Origin of the sequence: Salinicola lusitanus (genome assembly GCF_038648475.1) — a bacterium.
In the GTDB taxonomy this organism is placed as follows: domain Bacteria; phylum Pseudomonadota; class Gammaproteobacteria; order Pseudomonadales; family Halomonadaceae; genus Salinicola; species Salinicola lusitanus.
In genome coordinates this window covers 1,102,085-1,124,415 of sequence record NZ_CP151919.1, presented here as the reverse complement: position 1 = coordinate 1,124,415, position 22,331 = coordinate 1,102,085, and the positions used below count along the sequence as shown (strand labels likewise).

Below are 22,331 nucleotides of genomic sequence, written 5' to 3'. Positions count from 1 at the left end.
GTCAGGGAGCGGGCTCGGCGCTTCCCTGGGTAGCGACACCTGACGCCGCCTTGGGTCGCTGCACCACGTTGAGCGCCTTGAGCAGGTTCAGCGCCTCCCCCAACTGGTAGTCGTTGGCCGCGACCGGGGTGTCGGGGTTGTCCGCCGCCTGGTCGGGATTGCCGTTCAACAGGTGCCCGCGCAGGTTGGACTCGCGAAGCTGGAAGCCGCTGTTCTCCTCGACCTCCAGGCGGCCGCTGACCACGCGGACGTCGGGTGCGATGCCCTCGGCCTGGATCGAGCGCCCGCTGGGGGTGTAGTAGCGCGCCGTGGTGAGCTTGAGCCCGTCGCCGTTGCCCAGCGGCATCACCTGCTGCACCGAACCCTTGCCGAAGCTGCGCGTGCCCATCAGCACGCCACGTCCTTGATCCTGCAGCGCCCCGGCGACGATCTCGGCGGCGGAGGCGCTGCCCCCGTTGATCAGCACCACCAGTGGCACGTCGGGAGCGGTCGTGTCGGCGTGGGCGGTAAAGCGCATGTCGTCATCGACCAGCCGGCCCTTGGTGTAGACCACCAGGCCGCTGGAGAGGAACTGATCGGCCACGTCGACGGCGCTGGAGAGCACGCCGCCGGGATTGTTGCGCAGGTCGAGCACCAGCCCCTTCAGCGGCCCCGGTTTCAGCAACGACTCCAGCGCGTCATGCGTCTGCTGGCCGGTCCGGCTCTGGAACTGGCTGATCCGCAGATAGCCGTAGCCGGGTTCCAGCAGGCGGCTGGAGACGCTCTCGGACTGGATCGACTCGCGGGTCAGCGTCAGGTTGCGGGGCTCCTGTTCGCCGTCCCGCAGCAGCAACAGCTCGATATCGGTACCGGCCTCGCCGCGCATCAGGTCCACGGCTTCCTGCAGGCTCAGATTGCTGGTCGGCGTGCCGTCGATGGCCACGATTCGGTCGCCCGGCTGAATGCCGGCACGGGCGGCCGGGGTGTCGTCGATGGGCGCGATGACGGTGAGCTGGTCGTCACGCAGGCCGATCTCGATGCCGACGCCGCTGAATTCGCCCTCGGTGGTCTCGCGCAGGTTCTGGAAGGCATCGGCGTCGAGATATTCGGAGTGGGGGTCGAGCTGACTGAGCATGCCTCGCATGGCGTTGCGCAGCAGGGTCTTGTCGTCGACCTGCTCCACATAGGTCCGCTTGATGCGCTCGAAGACCTCGGCGAAGGTCTGGACGTCCTCCACCGGCAAGCCGTTGGCGGCATCATGCTCGGCCTGGGTGGGAGCGCCGGCGGTACTGTCCTGCTGGGCCTGGGCGACCGGGGCCAGACCCAGGATCAGTATCAGCGCGGCGCCCAGCGTGGGAACGAAGGCGGCTCTCCGGGCGAGAAGATCCGCGCGGGCAGGCCCTGGCTTCAGGCGGCTTGAATTCATGCGGTCTCCGCGACTCGAGCTGGGTGGATTCGCTGGCGCCGATACCCGAGGCGTCTGGCGATACCGATATCCGTGAAGGAACGGCGTTTGATAACCCAGCATAGCGTTTCGCCGGGCCGATGATCCAGCTTGCCGATCAGCGTTTGGCAATCCAGTTGCCGGGATTGATCGGATTGCCGTTCTGACGCACCTCGAAATAGAGTGCCGGCCTCGATTGACCGCCGGTATCGCCGACGGCCCCGACCGTCTGCCGGTTGGAGACCTGCTGGCCGGGGTCGACATCGATCTGCTGGAGATGGGCATAGAGCGTGAGAATGCCGTCGCCATGGTCGAGGATCAGCAGGTTGCCAAAGCCGCGCATCCAGTTGGCGAAGACCACCCGGCCAGCATGCACGGCCTTGACTGCCGTCCCCGTGGGCGCCCCGATCAGAATGCCGTTGCGATTGACGCCCTCGCCGCTACCGTACCTCGACAGCATCGCTCCCTGGACGGGCCATGGCAGGCCGCCTCTGGTCTGACGGATATCGGTCGAAGGGGGCGGCTTCTTCAGGTTGGCGAGCTCTTTCTGCATCCGGTCCAGCAGGCGTTCGACGTGGGCACGATCCTGGTTGAGATCCTCGAGACGAGCCTGCTCGCTGTCGTAGCGGCCGTTCAGCTTGGCCACCAGGGCCTGACGCTCCTTCAGGTTCTTCGCCAGGCGCTGCTGCTGCTGTTCGAGATCGGCCTGGACGTCATCCAGGCGTGAGCGCCGCCGATCGATCTCCGCCAGGTTGTCGTCCAGTTGACGATTGATCTCCCGGAGCTGGTCGAGGCGCTCCCGGCGTGCCGACGACAGCGCATTGAGATAGTGCTGGAGTCGATCGACCTCGGCCGGATCGTCCTGATTGAGCAGCAGCTTGAGCTGCGGCGTGGTGCCGAGGCGATAGAGCGCATCGAACTGCCGCGCCAGCGCCTCGCGCTGCCGCTGGCGATCGGCGGCCAGGCCCTGGCGACGCCGTTCGAGATCGGCGACCTCGTCGTCCAGCTGCCGTCGCTCCGCCTGCAGCGAGTCGAGACGCTGGTGGGTCTGGCCGATCGCCGTCTCCACCTGCTTCAGGTCATCCTGGGCGTCGCCGCGAGCGGCCTGGGTATTGTCCAGCTTGCCCTGCAGCGCCTGGATATCGGTCGCCAGGCTGTCCAGCCGCGCCCGGGCCTCCTGCGGGTTGGCCTGGCCGAAGACGGAGCCGGCCAGCAGCAAGCTGCCGGCCAGCAGGAGAGAGAGCCCGATTCTGCGTTGCCCGCGCCGACAGGAGAGGGTGTCCTCGCTGGGTCTCACGTCGGGCGAACCCTGGCATGGACGATGGTCTGAGACGAGCCTGCGTTACGCATCATCGATCAGCACGTCACCCGTCATCTCTTCGGGAGCCGGCTGGCGCAGCATGTGCAGCAGCGTCGGCGCCAGGTCGCAAAGCCGACCATCCGACTTGAGCCTGGCGGCCTTGTCGCGGCAGACGTAGACCAGCGGCACCATGAACGTGGTGTGGGAGGTGTGCGGATTGCCGGTCTCGGGGTCGACCATCATCTCGGCATTGCCGTGATCGGCCGTGACCAGGCATTCGCCGCCCGCTTTCTCGATCGCCTCGACGACGCGGCCCAGGCAGGTGTCGACGGCCTCGATCGCCTTGGTGGCGGCGCCTAGGTCACCGGTATGCCCCACCATGTCGCCGTTGGCGTAGTTGCAGATGATCAGGTCGTACTTGCCGCCCTCGATCGCCTCGACCAGCGTGTCGGTGAGTTCGAAAGCACTCATCTCCGGCTTCTCGTCGTAGGTCTTGACGTCCTTGGGCGACTGGATCAGGGCACGATCCTCGCCGTCGAACTTCGCCTCGCGACCGCCGGAGAAGAAGAACGTCACGTGGGCGTACTTCTCCGTTTCGGCGATGCGCAGCTGGGTGAGACCGTGGCTCTCCGCCACCTCGCCCAGGGTATTGACCAGGTCTCGCGGCGGGAAGGCGACCGGCGTGTCGATGTCGTCGGCATACTGGGTCAGCATCACCAGCCCCTTGCCGGCCAGCTTGACCCTTTCCCCCCGGTCGAAGCCGTCGAAGTCCGGATTGACGAAAGCGCGGGTCAGCTCGCGGGCGCGATCGGCGCGGAAGTTGAGGAACAGCGCCGCGTCGCCATCGGCCATGGCGATCTTGTCGCCGCTCGGCCGCACCGCCGTGGCGGCGACGAACTCGTCGGTCTCGCCGCGTTCGTAGGCCGCTGCCAGGGCGGCTTCGGCACTGTCGGCAACGTGCTCGCCCTCGCCGAAACGCACCACCCGATAGGCCTTCTCGACACGGTCCCAGCGATTGTCGCGATCCATCGCGAAGTAGCGGCCGACGATCGAGGCGACGAAGCCGTTGTCGGCACCGACCAGCTCGGCCAGGCGGGCGTTGGTGCGCTCGATCGAGGCGCCGGCGCTTTTCGGCGCGGTATCGCGACCGTCGGTGAAGGCGTGGAGATAGATTCGCTTGGCGCCGCGTTCGGCGGCCAGGGCGGCCACGGCCAGCAGATGATCTTCGTGGCTATGGACGCCGCCGGGAGAGAGCAGGCCCATCAGGTGGACGGCCTTGTCGTTGGCGACCGCGTCGTCGATCGGTGCGGTGAGCGGTTCGATGGTCTTCAGTTCGTCGTCGGCGATCGCCTTGGTGATGCGGGTGAAATCCTGGTAGACGATCCGGCCGGCACCGATGTTCATGTGGCCGACTTCGGAGTTGCCCATCTGGCCTTCGGGCAGACCGACGTAGTTGCCATCGGTGTGGATCAAGGTGTTGGGATAGTCGCGCTTGAGGCGATCCATCACCGGGGTATCGGCGGCGGCGACGGCGTTGTTGGCGCTGTCGTCGTTCTGGCCGTAGCCATCGAGAATCAACAGTGCGACGGGACGCGGAGTGCGGGAAGTATCTGCCATGACAAGCCTCGAAAAATCGGATGGGCGGCGTGAGTCGTGTCGAAACCTATCGTTCGGCACCGGAGATGCTGGAACCTGCCGTTCTGGAATTCGTCGTTTTGGAACGAAGGCCTCAAAGGATAGCGCACCGGGCGAGTCGGGTCAGCCGTCTGCCTTGCGCTTGCCTCGTTTCACCGACGCCCTCGTGTATAATGGCCGGCGCCCGCTAGCGGGCCAGGATTTTCAGCCGTTCGCGTCCCGAGCCACGAAGGCTTCCACGCCGAGGTGCAAGACGCGGTTTGACGCAGACGCGCCAAGGGCGGAGTCGCACGCCGTGAAGGCGTTTCGCGATCCCATTGGCCCCAGATTTAGAGTGTCGGCAGACCCATGATCGATCAGTTGTTCGAATTCGTCGAAAACCATCCGCTGCTGGTCAGCGCCTTTCTGGTCGTCCTGCTCGCGTGGCTGGCGTTCGAGGCCAAGCGTGGCGGTGCCTCCGGTGTTTCCACCACCGAGACCACCTCGCTGATCAACCGTGAAGACGGTGTGGTGATCGATATCCGCGAGAGCAGCGAGTTCAAGGCCGGGCATATCGCCGGTGCCAAGAACATTCCGCAGTCCCGGCTCAAGGAGCGTCTGACGCAGCTCGAGAAGTACAAGGAGACGCCGGTCATCGTGGTCTGCAAGCAGGGGCAGTCTGCCGGTGCCGCCGTCACCGAACTCACCCAGGCCGGCTTCACCCGGGTCTACAAGCTCAAGGGCGGCATGGCACAGTGGCAGGCCGACAGCCTGCCGGTGGTGCGCCGCTGAGCAGGGCCCCGCTCGCCGAATCGCCATCGCCATGCTGCCCGGCACGCCGGCCGGTCGGCATGGCCAGTCATTCAGGAACGTACGTAAAGGAAACGCATCATGGCGGAAGACAACAATCAGCAGGGTTCCCAGGAAAAGCCGCAGCTGCAATTCTCCCTGCAGCGCATTTACGTCAAGGACATCTCGTTCGAGTCGCCCAACGCGCCGAGCGTCTTTCAGCAGCCGTTCAAGCCCAAGGTCGGTCTGGATCTCGATACCACCAGCCAGTCGGTGGGTGAGGACCTCTACGAGGTCGTGGTCAAGGTGACCGCTCAGGTCTCGAACAACGAAGATGGCGCCACGGCGTTTCTGGTCGAGGTCGAGCAGGCCGGTCTGTTCCGCATTGCCGGCCTGGCCGGCGACCAGCTGGACCACACGCTGGGCGCCTTCTGTCCCAACGTCCTGTTCCCCTACGCCCGGGAGTGCATCGACAGCCTGGTCGGCCGTGGCAGCTTCCCTCCGCTGATGCTGGCGCCGGTGAACTTCGAGGCGATGTACGCCCAGAAGAAGCAGCGCACCGCCCAGGCCAGCGAAACCACCCAGTAAGCCCGGGTCATGGTCAAGCCACGCATCCATGTCGCCGCCAGCCTGATCGCTGGCGGCGATGTCGTTCTGCCCGAGGGGCCGGCGCGTCACGTCGCGCTGGTATTGCGGCTTCGTCAGGACGCGCCGTTGATCCTGTTCGATGGCGAGGGTCGCGAGGCGCAGGCGCGGCTGATCGAGGTGGGTCGCAAGCGGGTCGTCGCCCGGATCGAGGCGGTGACGGAGATCGCGACGGAATCATTGCTGCGGGTTCATCTCGGGCAGGCGATCTCCAAGGGCGATCGCATGGACTATGCGATCCAGAAGTCCGTGGAACTGGGCGTGGCCGCGATCACGCCGCTCTATGTCGAGCACGGCGATGTGCGGCTCAAGGGCGATCGCGAGGCGAAGAAACTGGCGCACTGGCAGGGTGTGGCGATCAGCGCCTGCGAGCAGTGCGGGCGGGCGACGATACCGCAAGTTCACCCACCGCGGACGCTGGCGGAGTGGCTCGGCGAGCGTGACGAAGCGCTGCGTCTGGTGCTGCATCCCGCCACCGACGATAGCTGGCGGCCGGCGGATGCGGTCGACGCTGCCGCGCTGCTGATCGGCCCCGAAGGTGGGCTCAGCGCCACCGAAGTCGATGCCGCCCGCCGCGCCGGCTTCCAACCGCTCACCCTCGGACCGCGCATTCTGCGTACCGAGACAGCGCCGGTGGTCGCGCTGACGCTGCTGCAGCACCACTACGGGGATCTTTAGCCGCAGGCCAGGTGCGTCGCGCGGTCTGGCACCGGATGCCGGCCAACAAAAACACCCCGCCAGCCGAAGATCCGGTTGGCGGGGTGTTTTGACATTCAATCGCTGACAGCTGCTGGCGTGCGTCGTGCCGGGCGATTACAGCTCGAGATCGTACTCGACGATCAGCGGGGCGAACTCGCTGAAGGTCGCGTCGGTATCGATCCAGGCGTCCTTCACGTTGCGCCGGAAGTTGGGACCGACGATCTGGTAATCGAGGCGCCAGCCTTCCTGACGGGTCCGCGACACTTCCTGATCGAGCTTGGGCCACCAGGTGTACTGGTCGGCATCCCGATTGACCTCGCGGAAGGTGTCGATGAAGCCGGTCGGTCCGAACACCTGATCCATCCAGGCGCGCTCTTCGGGCTTGAAGCCGGGCGTCGTCTGATTGTCGGTCCAGTTGGCGAGATCGAGCGTCTTGTGCGCGATGTGCCAGGTTCCGCAGATGATGTACTCGCGACGCTTGCGAGCCATCTTGTTCAGGTACTCCAGATACTGGGTCATGAACGTCTGCTTGGCGGCCGGATCGTCGTCGCCGCTGGGCATCAGGAAGGTCGCGATGCTGAAGCGGTCGTAGTCGGCCTGCAGGAAGCGCCCTTCGTTGTCGCACTGCTCGAAGCCAAGCCCGTACATGATGGCCTTGGGAATCTTGCGGCAGTAGAGCCCCACGCCGGAGAATCCATCCTTCTCCGCATCCAGGAAATAACCTTCGTAACCTTCTGGATAAAGGATACTGTCATCGAGCTCGAAGCTCTTGGCCTTCAGGTTCTGCACGCAGACGACGTCAGCATCCTGTTCGGCCAGCCAGTCGAGGAAGCCCCGCTCGACGGCCTCTCGGATCCCGTTCACATTGATGCTGGCGATTTTCATACAGTGTTCCTTCTTTGTCGCGCGTGTATGATACCCGAGCTTGAAAGGTTTAGGTAAATGACTGCTTCGTTTGGCCAAAACGGTAGCGGTCAGTCAAGATTCACGAGGCCATGCAATAAGGACTTAGGGAGACCCCGGGGTGAGCGTCGAGATTCAGCCGTATCAGCAGGAGTTCATCGAGTTTGCGATCGCCGAAGGGGTGTTGCGCTTCGGTGAGTTCACGCTCAAGTCCGGTCGTGTCAGTCCCTATTTCTTCAATGCCGGCTTGTTCCGCTCCGGCCGTGCCCTGGCTCGCCTGGGGCGTTTCTACGCCAGTGCCATCGCCGACAGCGGCATCGAAGCCGATGTACTATTTGGTCCAGCTTACAAGGGTATACCGCTGGCGGCGAGCACAGCCGTTGCTCTGGCCGATCACCATCAGCGCGATCTGCCTTTTGCCTTCAACCGCAAGGAGGCCAAGACCCACGGTGAGGGTGGCAACATCGTGGGCGCCGAACTGCGCGGCAACGTCCTGATCATCGACGATGTCATCACCGCCGGAACGGCAATCCGCGAGGTCATGCAGATCATCCGAGCGGCCGGTGCCCGGGCCGCTGGCGTCGTCATCGCGCTCGACCGTCAGGAGCGTGGCCAGGGTGACGAGGGCTTGAAGCCGCACAGCGCCATCCAGGAAGTCGAGGCGACGTATCATATGCCGGTTGTCAGCATCGTCAACCTCGATCAACTGCTTGCCTATCTCGAAACCCGGCCAGGCCAAGGTGACGATGGCACGTCCATCGCCCAGCACGCCGAAGCCATCCGCGCCTACCGTGATCGCTACGGCGTCACCGACGCCCACTGAGCCGAGCCCTGACCCCGTGTCCGGCAGCCTGCTCATGGCTGCCTCGATCGGTTGCAGCCGGCTCGCGGCAGGGTGTTACAAAAGGTTTAAAAACACCGTTTGATAATTTCCCAGATTATGTCACGCTTAAGCGAGTGGTCCAACGCGTTTCGACGCGAATCTCGGGAGACGTATCATGATCAAGCGCAACAGGATGAAACCGTGGGGCTTTGCCCTTGCCACAGCGACCTTTGTCTTCGCCAGTCAACAGGCGATGGCGTTGAGCGTTTCCGCCAACGGTGGTGACGACTCCTTCGGTGTCGAAGCCAGCCAGACCATCCTGCCCTCGGTGCGGGCCGGCGTCGGTTACCTGAACACCGACGACAGTGGCCATAACGCCAAGGCCTACTCCGGTTCGCTGATGTTCACGCCATGGATTCCCGGCATCGATCTCGCCGTTGGCGGACGTTACCAGTACCAGGACACCCACTACGGCAATGGCGGCGGCCTGGGGCTCGGCGGTTCCGCGTTCGTCGACACGCCCATTCCGTTGACCTCCATCGGTGCCTACGGTTTCTACACGCCGGAAGGGCTGGCCCACGGCGACATCGACAAGAGCTACGAGTACGGCGCCCAGGCGCGGGTCAACATCATTTCGCAGACCTACGTCTACGGCGGCTATCGCTATATGCGTACCGACTTCGATAACGACGACGGCCGTACGCTGGACAGCGGGCCGGTGCTCGGCGTCAGCGTCGGCTTCTAGGACATTCCAGACCACGGCGCCGGCTTCGCGGTAGAACGAGGAGGCCGGCGCCGTTGTGGGGGCGCTGTAGAAAGCTGTGTCGATTGCGTATGATGCGAGAGTCACCCGCCTCCGAGCTGGCCGCCATGCTTGATATCGTGCTGTTCGAGCCCGAAATCCCGCCCAATACCGGCAATATCATCCGGTTGTGCGCCAATACCGGATTTCGCCTGCATATCATCGAACCGATGGCCTTCGAACTCGACGACAAGCGCTTGCGCCGCGCCGGGCTCGACTATCACGAGTGGGCCCGGGTCCAGGTCCACGCCAACTGGGCGGCGTTTCTCGAAACCGTCGGGCCGGAGCGTGTGTTCGGGGTCTCGACCCGGGGTCGCCACGGTTATCATCACATCCACTTCCGCGAAGGCGACGCTCTGGTTTTCGGTCCGGAAACCCGCGGCCTGCCCCAATCGATGCTCGAAGCGCTGCCTCCCGCGCAGCGCCTTCGCATCCCGATGCTCGCCGATAGCCGCAGCCTGAACCTGTCGAACGCCTGTGCGCTGATCGTCTACGAAGCGTGGCGCCAGATGGATTTCGCCGGTGCGGTGGATGTCTGAGCGCGGCGTGATCCGTTGGCCTACAGCCGTCGAGTCATGAACACGCTGTACGGGTCTTCCCGGTAGCTGCCGAACGGCTCGCAGTAGGTGAATCCGAATGCCTCGTAAAGCGCTCGGGCCGGGGCGAAGTGCGCCATCGGGCCGGTCTCCAGGCTCAGCCGCTGCAGGCCGGCGGCACGCGCCTCCTCGATCAGGTGCGCCAGGATCGCCCGCGCCACGCCTTTGCGTAGATGGTTCGGATCGGTGCGCATCGACTTGATCTCGGCGTGCGTATCGTCGAGGCGCTTGAATGCGCCGCAGCCCAGCAGCTCGTTATCTTCCCAGGCGGTGTAGAAGTGAACCTCCGGGCGTCGCAGCCCGTCGAGATCCAGCGCGTGACGGCTCTCGGGCGGAGAGTGGGGCTCGAAGTCCTTGAGATGCGCTTCCAGCATGGCGGCAATCTCGGGGCCGTGGAGATCGTCTCTTTTGATCTGCATGAGGTGTATCATTCCCGCGTTGTTGTTTTGACTCTGTCGTCCTGATTCCGTCGTTCTCTTTCTCGACGCTTTCTTCACCTCTGCGATTCTGCCCTCATGTCCGATATTCGCCAACGTCTTGCCAAGCTCAACCCGCGCCAGCAGGAGGCGGTGCGCTTTATCGATGGCCCCTGCCTGGTGCTGGCCGGCGCCGGTTCCGGCAAGACCAGCGTGATCACCACCAAGATCGCCTATCTGGTCCAGGAGTGCGGGATGAGCGCGCGCAAGATCGCCGCGGTCACCTTCACCAACAAGGCGGCGCGCGAGATGAAGGAGCGCGTGGGGCAGATGCTCAAGGGGCGCGAGGGGCACGGCCTGACCGTCTCCACCTTCCACAACCTGGGGCTCAACATCATCCGTCGCGAGCTCAAGGCGCTAGGCTTCCGTCCCGGTTTCTCGCTGTTCGACCCGGAAGACGCCAAGGCGCTGCTGCGGGACCTGATGCAGAAAGAGGCGGACACCGATGCCGAACAGATCAACGGCGTGCAGAACCAGATCTCCCAGTGGAAGAACGACCTGGTGCTACCCGGGGCGGCGATTTCCCATGCGGAAGACGAGGACCAGCAGTACGCCGCGCGGATCTACGAAGCCTATAACCGCCATCTCAAGGCCTACAACGCGGTCGATTTCGACGACCTGATCATGCTGCCGGTGGTGCTGCTCAAGACCGATCCCGAGGCCTTGGCGCGTTGGCGCAAACGTATCCAGTACATGCTGGTGGACGAGTACCAGGACACCAATGTCAGCCAGTACCAGCTGGTGAAGATGCTGATGGACGAGCGCGCCACCTTCACCGTGGTGGGGGATGATGACCAGTCGATCTACGCCTGGCGCGGCGCCCGGCCGGAGAATCTGGTGACGCTGGGCGAGGATTTCCCGCGCCTGAACGTGATCAAACTGGAGCAGAACTACCGCTCCACCGCGACCATCCTGCGCGCCGCCAATACGCTCATCGCGAATAACCCTCACGTCTACGAGAAGACGCTGTGGTCGGACATGGGCCAGGGCGATCCGATCCGGGTGGTGGTCAACCGCCACGAGGAGGCCGAGGCCGAGCGCGTGGCCGGCGAGATCCTGACCCGCCGAATCAAGGAGCGTGCCGAGTGGCGCGACTTCGCCGTGCTCTATCGCGGCAACTTCCAGGCGCGGCTTTTAGAGCTCAAGCTCCAGCACCATCAGATTCCCTACAAGCTCTCCGGCGGCACCTCGTTCTTCTCGCGCAACGAGATCAAGGATGCGATGGCCTACCTGCGGCTGCTGATCAATCCGGACGACGACAACGCCTTCCTGCGCATCGTCAACGTGCCGCGCCGAGAGATCGGCCCCGGCACGCTGGAAAAGCTCGCCAACTACGCGAGCGAGCGTGGTGGCTCGATGTTCTCCGCCTGCCACGAGATGGGGCTGGAGCAGGTGCTGCCGACGCGTGCCGTCGAGCGGTTGGGGCGTTTCGCCCACTTCATCGACGGCGTGCGCAAGCGCATGGACCAGGGCGACGCCATCGCCGCGATCCGCGAGATGATCCGCGACATGGACTACGAAGCCTGGCTCTATCAGAACGCCAGCGCGCCGACCATCGCAGAGCGCCGCATGGCCAACGTCTGGACCCTGATTGACCAGCTCGAGAAGTCGATGCACCGCGACGACGAGGAGGGCGAGGCCAGTGAGGAGACCGACGATGTGCAGTCGGCGATCTCGCGGCTGGTGCTGCGCGACATCCTAGAGCAGCAGGCCGAGGAGGACGACTCCGACCGGGTCCAGCTCTTGACCATGCACGCCTCGAAAGGGCTCGAGTTTCCCCACGTCTATCTGATGGGGTTGGAAGAGGAGCTGCTGCCGCACCGCAACTCGATCGAATCCGGCACCATCGAGGAGGAGCGGCGCCTGGCCTATGTCGGCATCACCCGCGCCCGGCGCACGCTGACACTGACCCTGGCGCGCCAGCGCAAGGCCTACGGCGAACTGCTCGACTGCACGCCGAGCCGCTTCCTCGACGAACTGCCGGCGGACGATCTGGAGTGGGAAGGCCGCGCCGACAAGGAGAACCCCGAGAAGAAGCAGGAGCGTGGCCAGAGCGCCATCGCCGGGCTGCGTTCGCTGCTAGGCTAGAGATTCCCTGTGGCGCCGATGGCGACAGTCGCGGGTAGGCACTTCAAGGAGAGACGATGAACACGATCGAACTATGGCAGCAGGCCCGCGACGAGGCGATGACGATCTCGCGGCAGGAGCCGCTGTTGACCCCCTTGATGCTGGGCGCGGTGCTCAATCGCTCGACACTGGGCGCGGGGTTGGCCTATCGCCTGGGCCAGCGCCTGGCGCACCCGGATCTGGCGGCCAATCAGTTGATCAAGCTGTTCGACGAACTGCTGGTCAGCGACCCCGCGGTCGGCGAAGGCATCGGCCAGGATCTGACGGCGGTGATCGAGCGCGATCCGGCGATTCGCCAGGTCACCGAAGTGCTGCTCTATCTCAAGGGGTTCCACGCCTTGACCGTGCATCGCTTCGCCCACGTGCTGTGGCAGAGCGGTCGTCGGCAGATGGCGCGCTATCTGCAGAGCCGCAGCTCGGAAGTGTTCCAGACCGATATCCACCCTGCGGCCAGGGTCGGCAACGGCGTGTTCATCGATCACGCCACCGGGGTGGTGATCGGTGAGACCACGGTCATCGAGGACGACGTCTCGCTGCTGCAGGGCGTGACCCTGGGCGGCACCGGCAAGGAAGCGGGAGATCGCCACCCCAAGGTGCGCCGCGGCGTGCTGATCGGTGCCGGCGCCAAGGTACTCGGCAACATCGAGATCGGTGAGGGTGCCCGCATCGGCGCCGGATCGGTGGTGCTGAAGATGGTGCCGCCTCACACCACCGCGGTTGGCGTTCCGGCGCGTATCGTCGGCGATGCCGGCTGCGCGGCGCCCTCGCGGGAAATGCGGCACTGCCTCGACAAGCCCCTGGAGCCGGAAACCTCGGCACGCCCCGTGCCCGCTAACGGCAAGCTCTGCTGCGGGCGCTAGTCGACGGGGTCACTCCAGCGTCAGGCGATCCGCGAGAAAACCGGACAGATCGACACGATCCAGTGCATCCAGCCAGGCTACCGCGAAACTGCCGGGGCCATGCGCCGTCAGTTCGGCCCGTTCGGCCGCAGCGGCGGCGTGCACATGGGCACAGATCATCGCATCCAGCGGGGTATCGGCGACGGCGAGATAGGCGCTGATCAGCGCCCCCAGGGCGCAGCCGGTTCCGGTCACGCGGGGTTGCCAGGCGCTACCGCCATGGATGCCGACCGTCACGGCATCGGCCGTGGCGGCCGAACGGCCCAGCAGGCGGTCGGTCCGGCCCGAGATCGCCACGCCGTCGGTCTGCGCCAGTAGCCGACGGGCGGCCGCCAGTGCCTCCCTCGAGTCGTGCTGGGTATCGACGCCGCGCCCGTCGGTACCGGTCTCCGCCAGCGCCATGACTTCCGACGCGTTGCCGCGAATCACCGTTGGCCGATGGGCCATCAAGGTCAGACTCAGCGCTCGCCGCAACGGCAGTGCCGCCGCGCCGACGGGGTCGAGCACCCAGGGCGTCTCCGACCGGCTGGCGGCTTGGCTCGCCCTTCGCATCGCGGCGATGCTGTCGGCACTGGGCGTACCCAGGTTGATCAGCAAGGCATCCGCCGCCGCGGCCAGACCTTCGACTTCATCGGGATGATCGGTCATCGCCGGAGACGCCCCGGCGGCCAGCAGCACATTGGCGACGAAGTTGACGGTGACCTGGTTGGTCAGGCAGTGCACCAGCGGCGCCTGCTGGCGCAGGCGGACGTGCGTTGCCAGCAGGCGGCTCTGCCATTCGGTCGTTTGAAGCGGTGTATCGGTCATGTCGTCATCGGTTTTCTCGGCGAACCGGGCGACGGGCGCTGCTCCAGGTCGCCAGACGCCAGGCCGGCAGAAGCGCCGGCACGGCCGGAAAACGTATCGCGCGCAGGTCGCCCTTGTCGCCGGTCGTTTATCGGGGATACGTCCGTTCCAGTATAATCACGACTCGTCAGCGCGAAAGCCGCCGCCACCCCGCACCGTGGCTGGACAGCCAATGGCCGAGCGGGTAGGATGGCCGCGCTGTTGGCGGGCCATTCGGCTATCCACGCCATTCGGCACGACGTCACGTCATCGCGCGCCCATAGCTCAGCTGGATAGAGTACTGCCCTCCGAAGGCAGGGGTCGCAGGTTCGAATCCTGCTGGGCGCGCCATCTAAGTCAATGAAGTTTGACGTTTTCTCCCTCTCTCGAAACGCCTTTCTCTCCCTTTCAATTCGGCACGTGACTATTTCGTGCGGGAACCCAGTTATTCATAGCCTCTCGATCAGTGCATCCGGGTACAGGTCGCGTAGAGCTGCGTCTGCTCGACTGAGGCGTGACCGAGCATGTCTCGCACTCGCATCAGGTCGGTACCGGCCATCACTATCCAACTGGCCAGCGTGTGGGGGAATCCGGTGCCCGTCCTTCTCAACCATAAACGGGCTGGCCATTACTCAACCAAGTGGCGGTGTATCCAGGTTGGGACATCAATCGTTTCGAGTCCCTCGCGATAATTGAACGTCGTTTCCCTGGGCCATGCGACGCCAACGCCTGCCGCGAACACGGCGCGATACTTGAACAGGTTATTATCGGGATCGGCACGTAGCGCATCGCTAAGGTAGGAAATCGACCACGCTTCTCGATTGAAAGGGCGGTCGAGCTGCCGCTCCAGCTCATCCGCCAATGCCCCGTAGCTGATGGTGTCTCCTGCGACGAACACGGTTTCGTTCTGGAACCGTGGCTCGTGAAACAGTATCGCTGTGGTCAAGCGTCCGATGTCTTCCGGCGTTGTCACGGTAACCTGGTTATCCCAGCTACCCAGGGCGTGAACCTCGCTCTGCTCAAGGTCCACGACGCCAAAAGCCGGTTCGAACAGAAAGCTGGTGAACATTCCCGTGGCGACAATGAGCCACTCTGTGCGGTTCTGCGCCCGGAGCAGGTCGCGCACATCGAGTTGTTCGTCGAATACGTCCTGGGCGCTACCTCGGCCAATCGTGTCGTAGTCGACGCCAAACTGCCACGGCACATAGCGCTTCACACCGGCCTGGAGCACTGCCTGGGTAATCTTGGTCTGCGTGCCACGTCCGGCGGAAAAGCCGATGCAGGAAATGACCGTATCGTAGGGGGCGAGAAGGGCGGCCAGCTTATCCGTGCCGGTTGCGACATCGCCAGGAGCAGTCTCGACGCCCAATGCCCGCAACTGCTCGATTTGCTGCTTCTTGACCGGATCGGTCGTCTCTATCGTGGATTGTCTCAACCGGACGTAGATACGCGCTGATTGATGCTTGCGAGCGTGGTTTGCCAGGTGGCGCAGTACTTCGAAGCCCAGCTCCCCCGCGCCCAATACCAATATCGATTCCTTCCTGTCGGTACGATTCATGCTATCTCCAACGTTGACGGCTCTGATCGAGGTAGCGGATGTTTGCACGTCAGGATTCCCCACATAAGTAGGTACATCAGTGATACCGAAAGACGAAAACGACCTGCTCGCTCGCTCCCGGGCACTCTGTGACGCTATGGAAAACGAGGACGACTGGCTGAAGAGAGAGGTGCTATCTCACGCCGGCAACCGCTGGGCTTTTGGGGTGATCCACGCGCTCAAGGAGGGAGGGCGGTTGAGACACGCCGAGCTTCGCCGACGGCTCGATGGTGTCACTCAGCGGATGCTAACGAGAACGCTGCGACAGCTCGAGCGCGATGGGCTGATTCTTCGCCAGGATTACGAAGAAGTTCCACCACGAGTCGATTACGAGCTGACTCGGTTGGGGGAGGAATTTTTCCTGAAGATCATCCCTATGTGGCTCTGGATCTTCGAGCACGCGGAAGACTTCCGCCAGGCTCGAGAAGCTCACTCGACGGCAGCGAGTGAGTAGAGAGACGGCACGTCGCCTTGACCATTCAACGAGCCGAGTAGCCAACGGACAACCTGTGGCCACCGCCTGCCTCTCCATAGCGTTGCTTCCCCCCGGCGCGCTGTCGACTCCCCGCCCCGCCTGCGCGCTAAATGGGTCGGTTTTGATGCAGCGTTGCAGGAGACGCTAGGCCGCGCCAGCACTGGGGCGGCGGGGTGATTTGAGGGGCGAGAAAATGATGCGGAATGTTGCGTTTTGCGCCGCACTCGACGAAAGGCGTGGGACATAAGAAAGAGAAGTGGAACAGAACGTGGCAGATTGATACCAAAGATATTCTAAACAGGGCTTAAGAAGGCTGACAGGTTCCGACCCGACGGAATCGACCAAGATTGCCCGGTGCGTTGCCTACAGCGGCGCTATGGCCCCGCCTCGACAGTGCGCCCCCGCGCCGCGCGATCAGCACCCCGCCCCGCCCGCGCGCTAAATGGGTCGAAAATTACGCAGGTGCAGAAATGGCCTCGAGCCGCGCCATTGCTGGCGCGAATGAGGGGTTAAGGGCGCAGAAAAATTATGCGGATTTATGCAGTTTTACGCTCTCGTCCCAGTGGGAATAAGAGTCAGTATTCTCAACCGCGACACTAGACTAGCCGATGCGCGATGAGGGGATTCCCTAAAAAGCCTGAATCGTGCTAAGTGTTCACATATGGCGTCAGCCAGGTAAGCCGCTGTAGTGGTTGGGGCTCGGATCGGCTGAGTTTAGATCGGCGCTGTCAGCGCGCTGTCGACTCCCCGCCTCGCCTGCGCGCTAAACAGAGGTTGGCAGGGCGCGCCTTTAGGGGGATGCCGAAAAGTTCAAGGGCCCGAAAAATGATGCGAATTGATGTGTTTTACACTCTCTGCGGTGAGGAATAATAGATGTTTAATAGGATGGCGAATCCGCATTAACAATATTCGTACAAGAGACACGCTAAATTGAGCCTAAAACTGCCAGTTTTCAATCATCAGAGTTTGTTGATTATAATTTTCGCCTAGAAGTTTTTTTGGCGAGATCTATATTATCGGCTCGAACTAACATTTTGCGGCAATTCTGGAAAGTTAAAGGTATTGCTGCTAATCCTTAAACTATAAAAATTGGACGTTAAATGACGACAGCTCTCGATTCAGATCGCGCACTCGAGGATGAGGCTAAAGATAGATTTGGTTTTTCCGGAATGGCTGAACGGCTCGCACCATCGGTCGTTGAAGCATCTAAAGGTGACGGAATAGTAATTGGGCTCGAGGGGCGCTGGGGATCAGGCAAAACATCGCTGCTGAACTTCCTTCGGAAAAACTTGGCAGCTTCAGAAGTTGAAGGGGTGCACACCATCACAATTGCCCCTTGGTTGAACGGAGATACCTCGCCGTTGGTTTCTTCATTGTTAGAGCCAATGGCAGAAATATTGAAACAAAGAGAAGGGGAAGTTGCGGCAGCTAGTGGCCATCAAGAGAGTGTAACTAAGCGAAAGATGGCTGAGGTCAGCGAGCTGCTCCGTGCCTATGGGCCAAAAACGGCCCGGAGGATCGCTTCCGTTGCAAATGTGGCAGGATATGTTTTGCCCGGAGCACAGACTGTCGGTAAGGTGGTTGGAGAGATAGCAGATGTGGCAGACCAAGTGCTGCCTTATGGCCAGACACCGTCTCAAATGAAGCAAGAGCTAGCACAAAAGTTACAGGAATTGGATTTAGGCTTTATTGTCATTCTCGATGATCTTGATCGCCTTGAGCCTGAACAAGCCGTTGAAGTAATTCGGTTGGTTCGTTCCGTCGCTGATTTTCCAAAAGTAGCTTACTTAATGTGTTATGATCGAGAGGTTTTAGCGCAAGCTTTGGAAACCGGGCTTAAAGTCACGGATGGCGATTTATTTCTTCAGAAAATTGTGCAGCTCACTTTCAATATTCCTCTTCCAGAGCCTTTCGACCTTCGCTCTCTATTCCTTGACGAAGCTCAATCCATTTACGTTGAGACAATAGGTGAAGATTTAAAGGGCGAGCTACTTGACGATTTTAGATCAGCTGCTGACCGAGAAGGCGCAGAACTAACGACACCGCGCGAGGTTAAACTAGCCTTAAATAGTATCCGGTTTGTGTTTCCACAAGTTAAATCTGATATTTATTTCCCAGACCTCTGCCGTCTGCAACTGATAAAGGCAACAAATTATAAGTTATACAAATGGATTGAAGAGTACCTTGCTGTTCGATCCGTGTTAGTCACGGGGGATGCTACCGTATCGGAGCAAGAAAAGAGCGAGCTAGGCCAGGAGATAAAAAAACTTTTGCCCTCTGATGACGTGAGATCATCCCGGTCAATCTCGAATCTGGGACGGTTTATTCCAGGATTAGCCAATACGGCAAAGCCTGATGAGCGAGTCTTCAGCGTGGTAAATAAAAGCGCATTTGCAGGGACGATTAGATTAAAGCGGCTTGGCAGTCCATTTCATCACCGGTTTTATTTTGCACTCACTGGATCAAAGACAGTCATGCCAGATGGAGAGTTTGACGCTTTATTGGAGTTAGCTCGTCATGATATCGATCAATTAGCTGTACGTTTCTGTGAAAATGCTCAGAAGCGCCGGCGCTCGGGAAAAACTTGGTTTGAACATGTGTTGGAAAGGCTAGACGACGAGCTTATATCAAGTCTTGATGAAGACCAGTTGTCCGGGGTGCTCACAGCCCTGTCGCACATGATGGACGTTGCGCTAAGAGAAGATAATGGAGTGCGCCTATTTTCTCTATCGCTTGACAGAATTGCTAATGAGGTTGCAAAAAAATGCCTTAAGCGGTTACACGAGTTGAATCACCATAGACAGAGTGAAGTTGTCAGGTATATGGCACGCGAAGGGAAGGCTATTAACTGGCTTGTTGGAGAATTTTTTCGAAGTCAGCTTTTTGATCATGGGAGAGTCGGAGAGCGTGCCGGCCACCCAGAACAATGGGAAATTACGGATTCCACTCTAGATGAAGCTATCGAGATATTAAAAGTTCGTTTTGATCATAAAGAAATACTAGACTCAATACCCAAATTTCCTGATATTTTGGCCTATCTATATGGGTGGTTAGACATAGCTGCTGATGGAAAAGCTGCAGCATGGGTCAATGAGTATAGCGAGTCTGACGAAGGGTTTATTTTTATTTTGCACCACCTCAGAGGATGGGCTATGAGCGACAAAATTTATCATCCTCTTTCTCAAGAAACGGTTTCAAATTTTCTCGACTGGGGCCATGTGACTGCGCGCTTAGAGCGTATGGCAGGTGGTGAATTCGCTAATCAAGTTATAGAGCTTAAATTGGCAATCGAGCAAGCTAGACATTAGGGGGAAGTAGTTTTTGCAAGCTAGCGATATCTGAACGGCCGTTTTACTCAGCCTATAAATCGACTTTTTATACCGTTTCATAGGGACAGCTTGGACAATATTATTTTTCGGTAATTTCTCGAAGCCATCCATGAAAACGGCTGTGCTGTAATGTTTCGAAGGAGTAGGATTTAGGAAGCGGACCTTGATGAAGTGCCGATATTGAAAAATTGCCGATTGCGGTTCGAGCTTTGACTAGCTTCATCAAGCTGCGATCCCGTTTCTGACCAAAGACAACCCTAGAGCTTGCGGAGCAATTAGACTTGAATGCTAACTTCAAGAACTCGTAGACGATGTGACTCGACGAGTATGCCGGTAATAGTCTCAGGTCGGCGAGCTTGTGGCTGGTTGGGAGCCGTAGCTACGGAGCGTGCGATGGACAGCCACACGGCCAGCTTTTGAAGCCGGGAGGTATATCACAAGGTATACCTAAATTATCTATACCAATAAATCTTCTTATAAAACAAATAATTAAAAATTATTATAGAATCCTGCTGGGTGCTATATGAGTTCCCGCTGGGATCGCCTTTGATGGGCTGTGTCGGCGTCGTCGGGCTCGAGATGGGGGCACATCAGCTCGCGGAACCAGGCGACGAAGGCGTCGACCCGCGGGGTCCGATTCTGGCGGTGGGGATAGAGTATCGAGACGTCGAGTGGCTCGGCGGTAAACGTCGGCAATAGCTCGACCAGGGTGCCGTCCCGGAGCTGGTCGAGAACATCGTAGCGGGGGACCTGGATGATCCCGAGCCCTGCCTCGCAGCAGGCGATGTAGTTCTCGGCATTGTTGACCAATACCTGGCAGGGCAGTTCCAGGCGCTGCGGGGCCCCCTCTCTATGGTAGTCGAACGTACTGGCGTCACCGGTGGCCGTCTCGCTGGCGGCGTAGCCGACCAGACGATGAGCCTGCGTCAGGAGCTGATCGAGCGTCTGGGGCACGCCATGGCGGGAGAGATACTCACGGCTGGCGCAGTTGACGATCTTCACCCGCCCAAGCCGCTGGACCACCAGCGTGCTGTCTTGTAGCGGGCCGAAGCGAACGGCGCAGTCGATGCCTTCGGCGATCAGGTCCACCGGGCGGTCGGTGGCTCGCAACTGCAACTGGAGGTTGGTGTGCCGTGCCAACCAGTCGGGCAGTGCCGGCGTCAGCAGGCGACGACCGACTCGGCTGGGAACGTCGACGGTGAGCCGCCCGGAGAGTTCGAGATGGGGCGGCAGGAACATGCGCTCAAGACGGTCGTTCTCCTCGATCAGATGGCGAGCCCGGACGAGCAGCCGTTCACCGTCGTGGGTCAGGTGAACCTGCCGGGTACTGCGATTCAGCAGACGCGTGCCGATGGCTTTCTCCAGGCGCTGGATCGCCAGCGAGACCGAGGCCCGTGGCCACTCCAGCTTGTGCGCGGCGCGCGTGAAACTGCCCAGCTCGGCGACCGTGACGAAGGCTCGCAGGCGGTCGATCCTGTCGGCGCGGTGCCCGCCCAGGTGCCGCGATGAGCGGTCGTCCGGAGGCGTCACCATGGGGGAACTCCCCGGCGGGACGTCGGCGGCCACACCCGTGTCGAGGCCAGAACTTGGGCGGCGAGGCACGGCAGCAAGCTCTGCGACGTACCGAGCAGGTGCAGGTAGGTGCGCGGGAAGTGGGCTGGCGGGCGGCTCGCGAACGCGTGAACCCGGTCGAACGGCAGCCCGACGCAGCGCCCCGGTGCTTCCCTGTCGCCGCGCCGGCGTATCAGGGGGTGGTTGCGTTCCGCCACTGCCGTTCTCCTTCCGCCTCGTATCGCCAGTCTCTGGCGCTTGCCCGCCAGGCTACTTGGTCGTGTAGCCACCGTTGGTCAGGATCGTCTGGCCCGTCATCCACCAGCCTTCGGTGACCAGATGACGAATCAACGGTACCACGTCCTCGATGTCGGTCAGCCCCGTCTTGCTGAACGATGACAGGGCGGCGGCGGATTTATGGAATGCCACGGCGTCCTCGCCCTCCTGGCCATAGAAGAATGGCGTGTCCATCGGGCCGGGGCCGACGGCGGTGACGGAAATGCCGCGTTCGCCGAACTCGTGCGCGGCGGCTCGGGTGAAGTGTTCCACCGGCGCCTTGGCCCCGGCATAGGTAGAGTAGAAGGGGGTGAATGCGCCCAGTAGCGAGGTCACCAGAGTGACGATCTTGCCATGGTCGTCGAGCGTGCGACCGGCTTCCTTGAGGAAGAAGAAGGCGCTCTTGGCGTTGATGTCGAACATGCGGTCGTACTCGGCCTCGCTGATCTCCAGCATCGGCTTTTTCAGCACCATGCCGACGGTGTTGACGGCAATGTCCAGGCTACCGAAGTGCGCCTTGGCGTCGTCGAACAGCCGGGTGACGTTGGCGGGTTGAGTCAGGTCTCCCGAGAACAGCTCAGCCTCGGCGCCAAGGGCCTTCACCTCGCGAGCCGTTTCCTCGGCCGCGTCGTGGGAGGCGTCGCTGTGATAGTGGATCGCGATCGCCTGGGCGCCGTTGCGAGCCAGGTCGCGGGCCAGCAGGCCTCCCAGGTTCTTGGCACCCCCGGCAATCAGCACGACTTTGTTCTGAAGCGTATGGTCAGCCATGACGGCACTCCTTGTGAGTCGGTGTGATGAATGTTCCGATGACAAGAAGCAGTCTAGTGATTCGTCTTCGCCAGATAATGCCCCTGGCCCGAACAACACTATCCAAGGCGATCGACCAATCGGCAGTTCCATCCGTCGGCAATCCCGAGACGATCCTGATTGTCACGGCCTTTCTTCCGCAGTTCATCGCGCCCGATCACTATGCCCTGAGCTTCACGATCCTGGGGACGCTGTTTCTGGCGATGGAGGTGTTGGCGGTCGCGATCTATGCCGTGCCGGGCAGCAGGATCGGCAAGTACCTGCGCAGCGGCAGAGCCATGCAGTGGTTCAACCGTGCCAGCGGCAGCCTGATGCTGCTCTTCAGCCTGGGGCTGTTGGCGATGAAACGACCGGATAGCTGAGGGCTGAACGACG

21 protein-coding genes and 1 tRNA gene are annotated in these 22,331 nt (G+C 61.5%); 12 read left to right on the top strand and 10 right to left on the bottom strand.

The features are described from left to right. Position 1: 1 nt before the first annotated feature. The 3 genes from AAGT95_RS05210 to gpmI form a co-directional block, all read right to left on the bottom strand. A complete protein-coding gene (locus tag AAGT95_RS05210) occupies positions 2-1,405 on the bottom strand; it encodes a S41 family peptidase (RefSeq protein ID WP_342595764.1) in 1,404 nt (467 codons plus the stop codon). 136 nt (positions 1,406-1,541) lie between these two features. Further along, on the bottom strand, positions 1,542-2,720 hold the full coding sequence (locus AAGT95_RS05205) for a murein hydrolase activator EnvC family protein (protein ID WP_342595763.1): 1,179 nt from the start codon (positions 2,718-2,720) through the stop codon (positions 1,542-1,544). Between the two features lie 45 nt (positions 2,721-2,765). Beyond that, the gene (gene gpmI, locus AAGT95_RS05200) at positions 2,766-4,340 is read right to left on the bottom strand and encodes a 2,3-bisphosphoglycerate-independent phosphoglycerate mutase (RefSeq protein WP_342595762.1); all 1,575 of its coding nucleotides are present in this window, start codon (positions 4,338-4,340) and stop codon (positions 2,766-2,768) included. A gap of 366 nt (positions 4,341-4,706) precedes the next feature. Here gpmI and AAGT95_RS05195 point away from each other — a divergent pair, with 366 nt between their 5' ends. From AAGT95_RS05195 to AAGT95_RS05185, 3 genes are all read left to right on the top strand, one after another. Beyond that, positions 4,707-5,129, top strand: coding sequence for a rhodanese-like domain-containing protein (locus AAGT95_RS05195; protein WP_110601545.1), 423 nt, complete (start codon positions 4,707-4,709; stop codon positions 5,127-5,129). Positions 5,130-5,228: 99 nt separating this feature from the next. Next, positions 5,229-5,714, top strand: a complete 486-nt coding sequence (gene secB / locus AAGT95_RS05190; protein ID WP_110601544.1) for a protein-export chaperone SecB — start codon at positions 5,229-5,231, stop codon at positions 5,712-5,714. Positions 5,715-5,723: 9 nt separating this feature from the next. Then, entirely contained in the window at positions 5,724-6,449 is a 726-nt protein-coding gene (locus AAGT95_RS05185) for a 16S rRNA (uracil(1498)-N(3))-methyltransferase (protein ID WP_342595761.1), read from the top strand. A gap of 135 nt (positions 6,450-6,584) precedes the next feature. Here AAGT95_RS05185 and AAGT95_RS05180 read toward each other — a convergent pair whose 3' ends face one another. Then, positions 6,585-7,355, bottom strand: coding sequence for an exodeoxyribonuclease III (locus tag AAGT95_RS05180; RefSeq protein ID WP_110601541.1), 771 nt, complete (start codon positions 7,353-7,355; stop codon positions 6,585-6,587). Positions 7,356-7,494: 139 nt separating this feature from the next. Between AAGT95_RS05180 and pyrE the strand changes: the two genes are divergently transcribed. The 3 genes from pyrE to trmL all read left to right on the top strand — a co-directional run bounded on the left by pyrE (position 7,495) and on the right by trmL (position 9,537). After that, positions 7,495-8,196, top strand: a complete 702-nt coding sequence (pyrE, locus tag AAGT95_RS05175; protein WP_342595760.1) for an orotate phosphoribosyltransferase — start codon at positions 7,495-7,497, stop codon at positions 8,194-8,196. A 175-nt stretch (positions 8,197-8,371) separates the two neighbouring features. Next, positions 8,372-8,941: a YfaZ family outer membrane protein gene (locus AAGT95_RS05170; protein WP_232822152.1), complete on the top strand. Its 570-nt coding sequence runs from the start codon at positions 8,372-8,374 to the stop codon at positions 8,939-8,941. Between the two features lie 125 nt (positions 8,942-9,066). After that, positions 9,067-9,537, top strand: a complete 471-nt coding sequence (gene trmL / locus AAGT95_RS05165) for a tRNA (uridine(34)/cytosine(34)/5-carboxymethylaminomethyluridine(34)-2'-O)-methyltransferase TrmL (protein ID WP_110602090.1) — start codon at positions 9,067-9,069, stop codon at positions 9,535-9,537. A 20-nt stretch (positions 9,538-9,557) separates the two neighbouring features. On the opposite strand, the gene AAGT95_RS05160 is transcribed toward trmL, so the two are convergent. Continuing rightward, positions 9,558-10,013, bottom strand: coding sequence for a GNAT family N-acetyltransferase (locus tag AAGT95_RS05160; RefSeq protein WP_110601537.1), 456 nt, complete (start codon positions 10,011-10,013; stop codon positions 9,558-9,560). A 96-nt stretch (positions 10,014-10,109) separates the two neighbouring features. On the opposite strand from AAGT95_RS05160, the gene rep reads away from it, so the two are divergent. Beyond that, entirely contained in the window at positions 10,110-12,158 is a 2,049-nt protein-coding gene (gene rep / locus AAGT95_RS05155; RefSeq protein WP_110707438.1) for a DNA helicase Rep, read from the top strand. 56 nt (positions 12,159-12,214) lie between these two features. Beyond that, positions 12,215-13,057, top strand: coding sequence for a serine O-acetyltransferase (cysE, locus tag AAGT95_RS05150; RefSeq protein ID WP_342595759.1), 843 nt, complete (start codon positions 12,215-12,217; stop codon positions 13,055-13,057). A 9-nt stretch (positions 13,058-13,066) separates the two neighbouring features. On the opposite strand, the gene thiM is transcribed toward cysE, so the two are convergent. Beyond that, a complete protein-coding gene (gene thiM, locus AAGT95_RS05145) occupies positions 13,067-13,903 on the bottom strand; it encodes a hydroxyethylthiazole kinase (RefSeq protein WP_342595758.1) in 837 nt (278 codons plus the stop codon). A 292-nt stretch (positions 13,904-14,195) separates the two neighbouring features. On the opposite strand from thiM, the gene AAGT95_RS05140 reads away from it, so the two are divergent. Beyond that, a tRNA-Arg gene (locus AAGT95_RS05140) sits at positions 14,196-14,272 on the top strand. Between the two features lie 112 nt (positions 14,273-14,384). On the opposite strand, the gene AAGT95_RS21635 is transcribed toward AAGT95_RS05140, so the two are convergent. Both AAGT95_RS21635 and AAGT95_RS05135 read right to left on the bottom strand, forming a co-directional pair. After that, a complete protein-coding gene (locus AAGT95_RS21635; protein WP_425356053.1) occupies positions 14,385-14,462 on the bottom strand; it encodes a hypothetical protein in 78 nt (25 codons plus the stop codon). A gap of 87 nt (positions 14,463-14,549) precedes the next feature. Then, positions 14,550-15,479 carry an aromatic alcohol reductase gene (locus AAGT95_RS05135; RefSeq protein WP_342595757.1) on the bottom strand — a complete coding sequence of 310 codons (930 nt, stop codon included), beginning with the start codon at positions 15,477-15,479 and terminating at the stop codon, positions 14,550-14,552. Between the two features lie 79 nt (positions 15,480-15,558). On the opposite strand from AAGT95_RS05135, the gene AAGT95_RS05130 reads away from it, so the two are divergent. Further along, complete coding sequence (locus AAGT95_RS05130; RefSeq protein WP_342595756.1) at positions 15,559-15,972, top strand: helix-turn-helix domain-containing protein; 414 nt, start codon at positions 15,559-15,561, stop codon at positions 15,970-15,972. Positions 15,973-17,093: 1,121 nt separating this feature from the next. After that, positions 17,094-19,301, top strand: a complete 2,208-nt coding sequence (locus AAGT95_RS05125; RefSeq protein WP_342595755.1) for a KAP family P-loop NTPase fold protein — start codon at positions 17,094-17,096, stop codon at positions 19,299-19,301. Between the two features lie 540 nt (positions 19,302-19,841). Here AAGT95_RS05125 and AAGT95_RS05120 read toward each other — a convergent pair. After that, positions 19,842-20,855 carry a LysR family transcriptional regulator gene (locus AAGT95_RS05120; protein WP_342595754.1) on the bottom strand — a complete coding sequence of 338 codons (1,014 nt, stop codon included), beginning with the start codon at positions 20,853-20,855 and terminating at the stop codon, positions 19,842-19,844. Positions 20,856-21,143: 288 nt separating this feature from the next. After that, entirely contained in the window at positions 21,144-21,917 is a 774-nt protein-coding gene (locus AAGT95_RS05115) for an SDR family oxidoreductase (protein WP_342595753.1), read from the bottom strand. Positions 21,918-21,955: 38 nt separating this feature from the next. Here AAGT95_RS05115 and AAGT95_RS05110 point away from each other — a divergent pair, with 38 nt between their 5' ends. Next, entirely contained in the window at positions 21,956-22,318 is a 363-nt protein-coding gene (locus AAGT95_RS05110) for a LysE family translocator (RefSeq protein WP_342595752.1), read from the top strand. Positions 22,319-22,331: the final 13 nt, after the last annotated feature.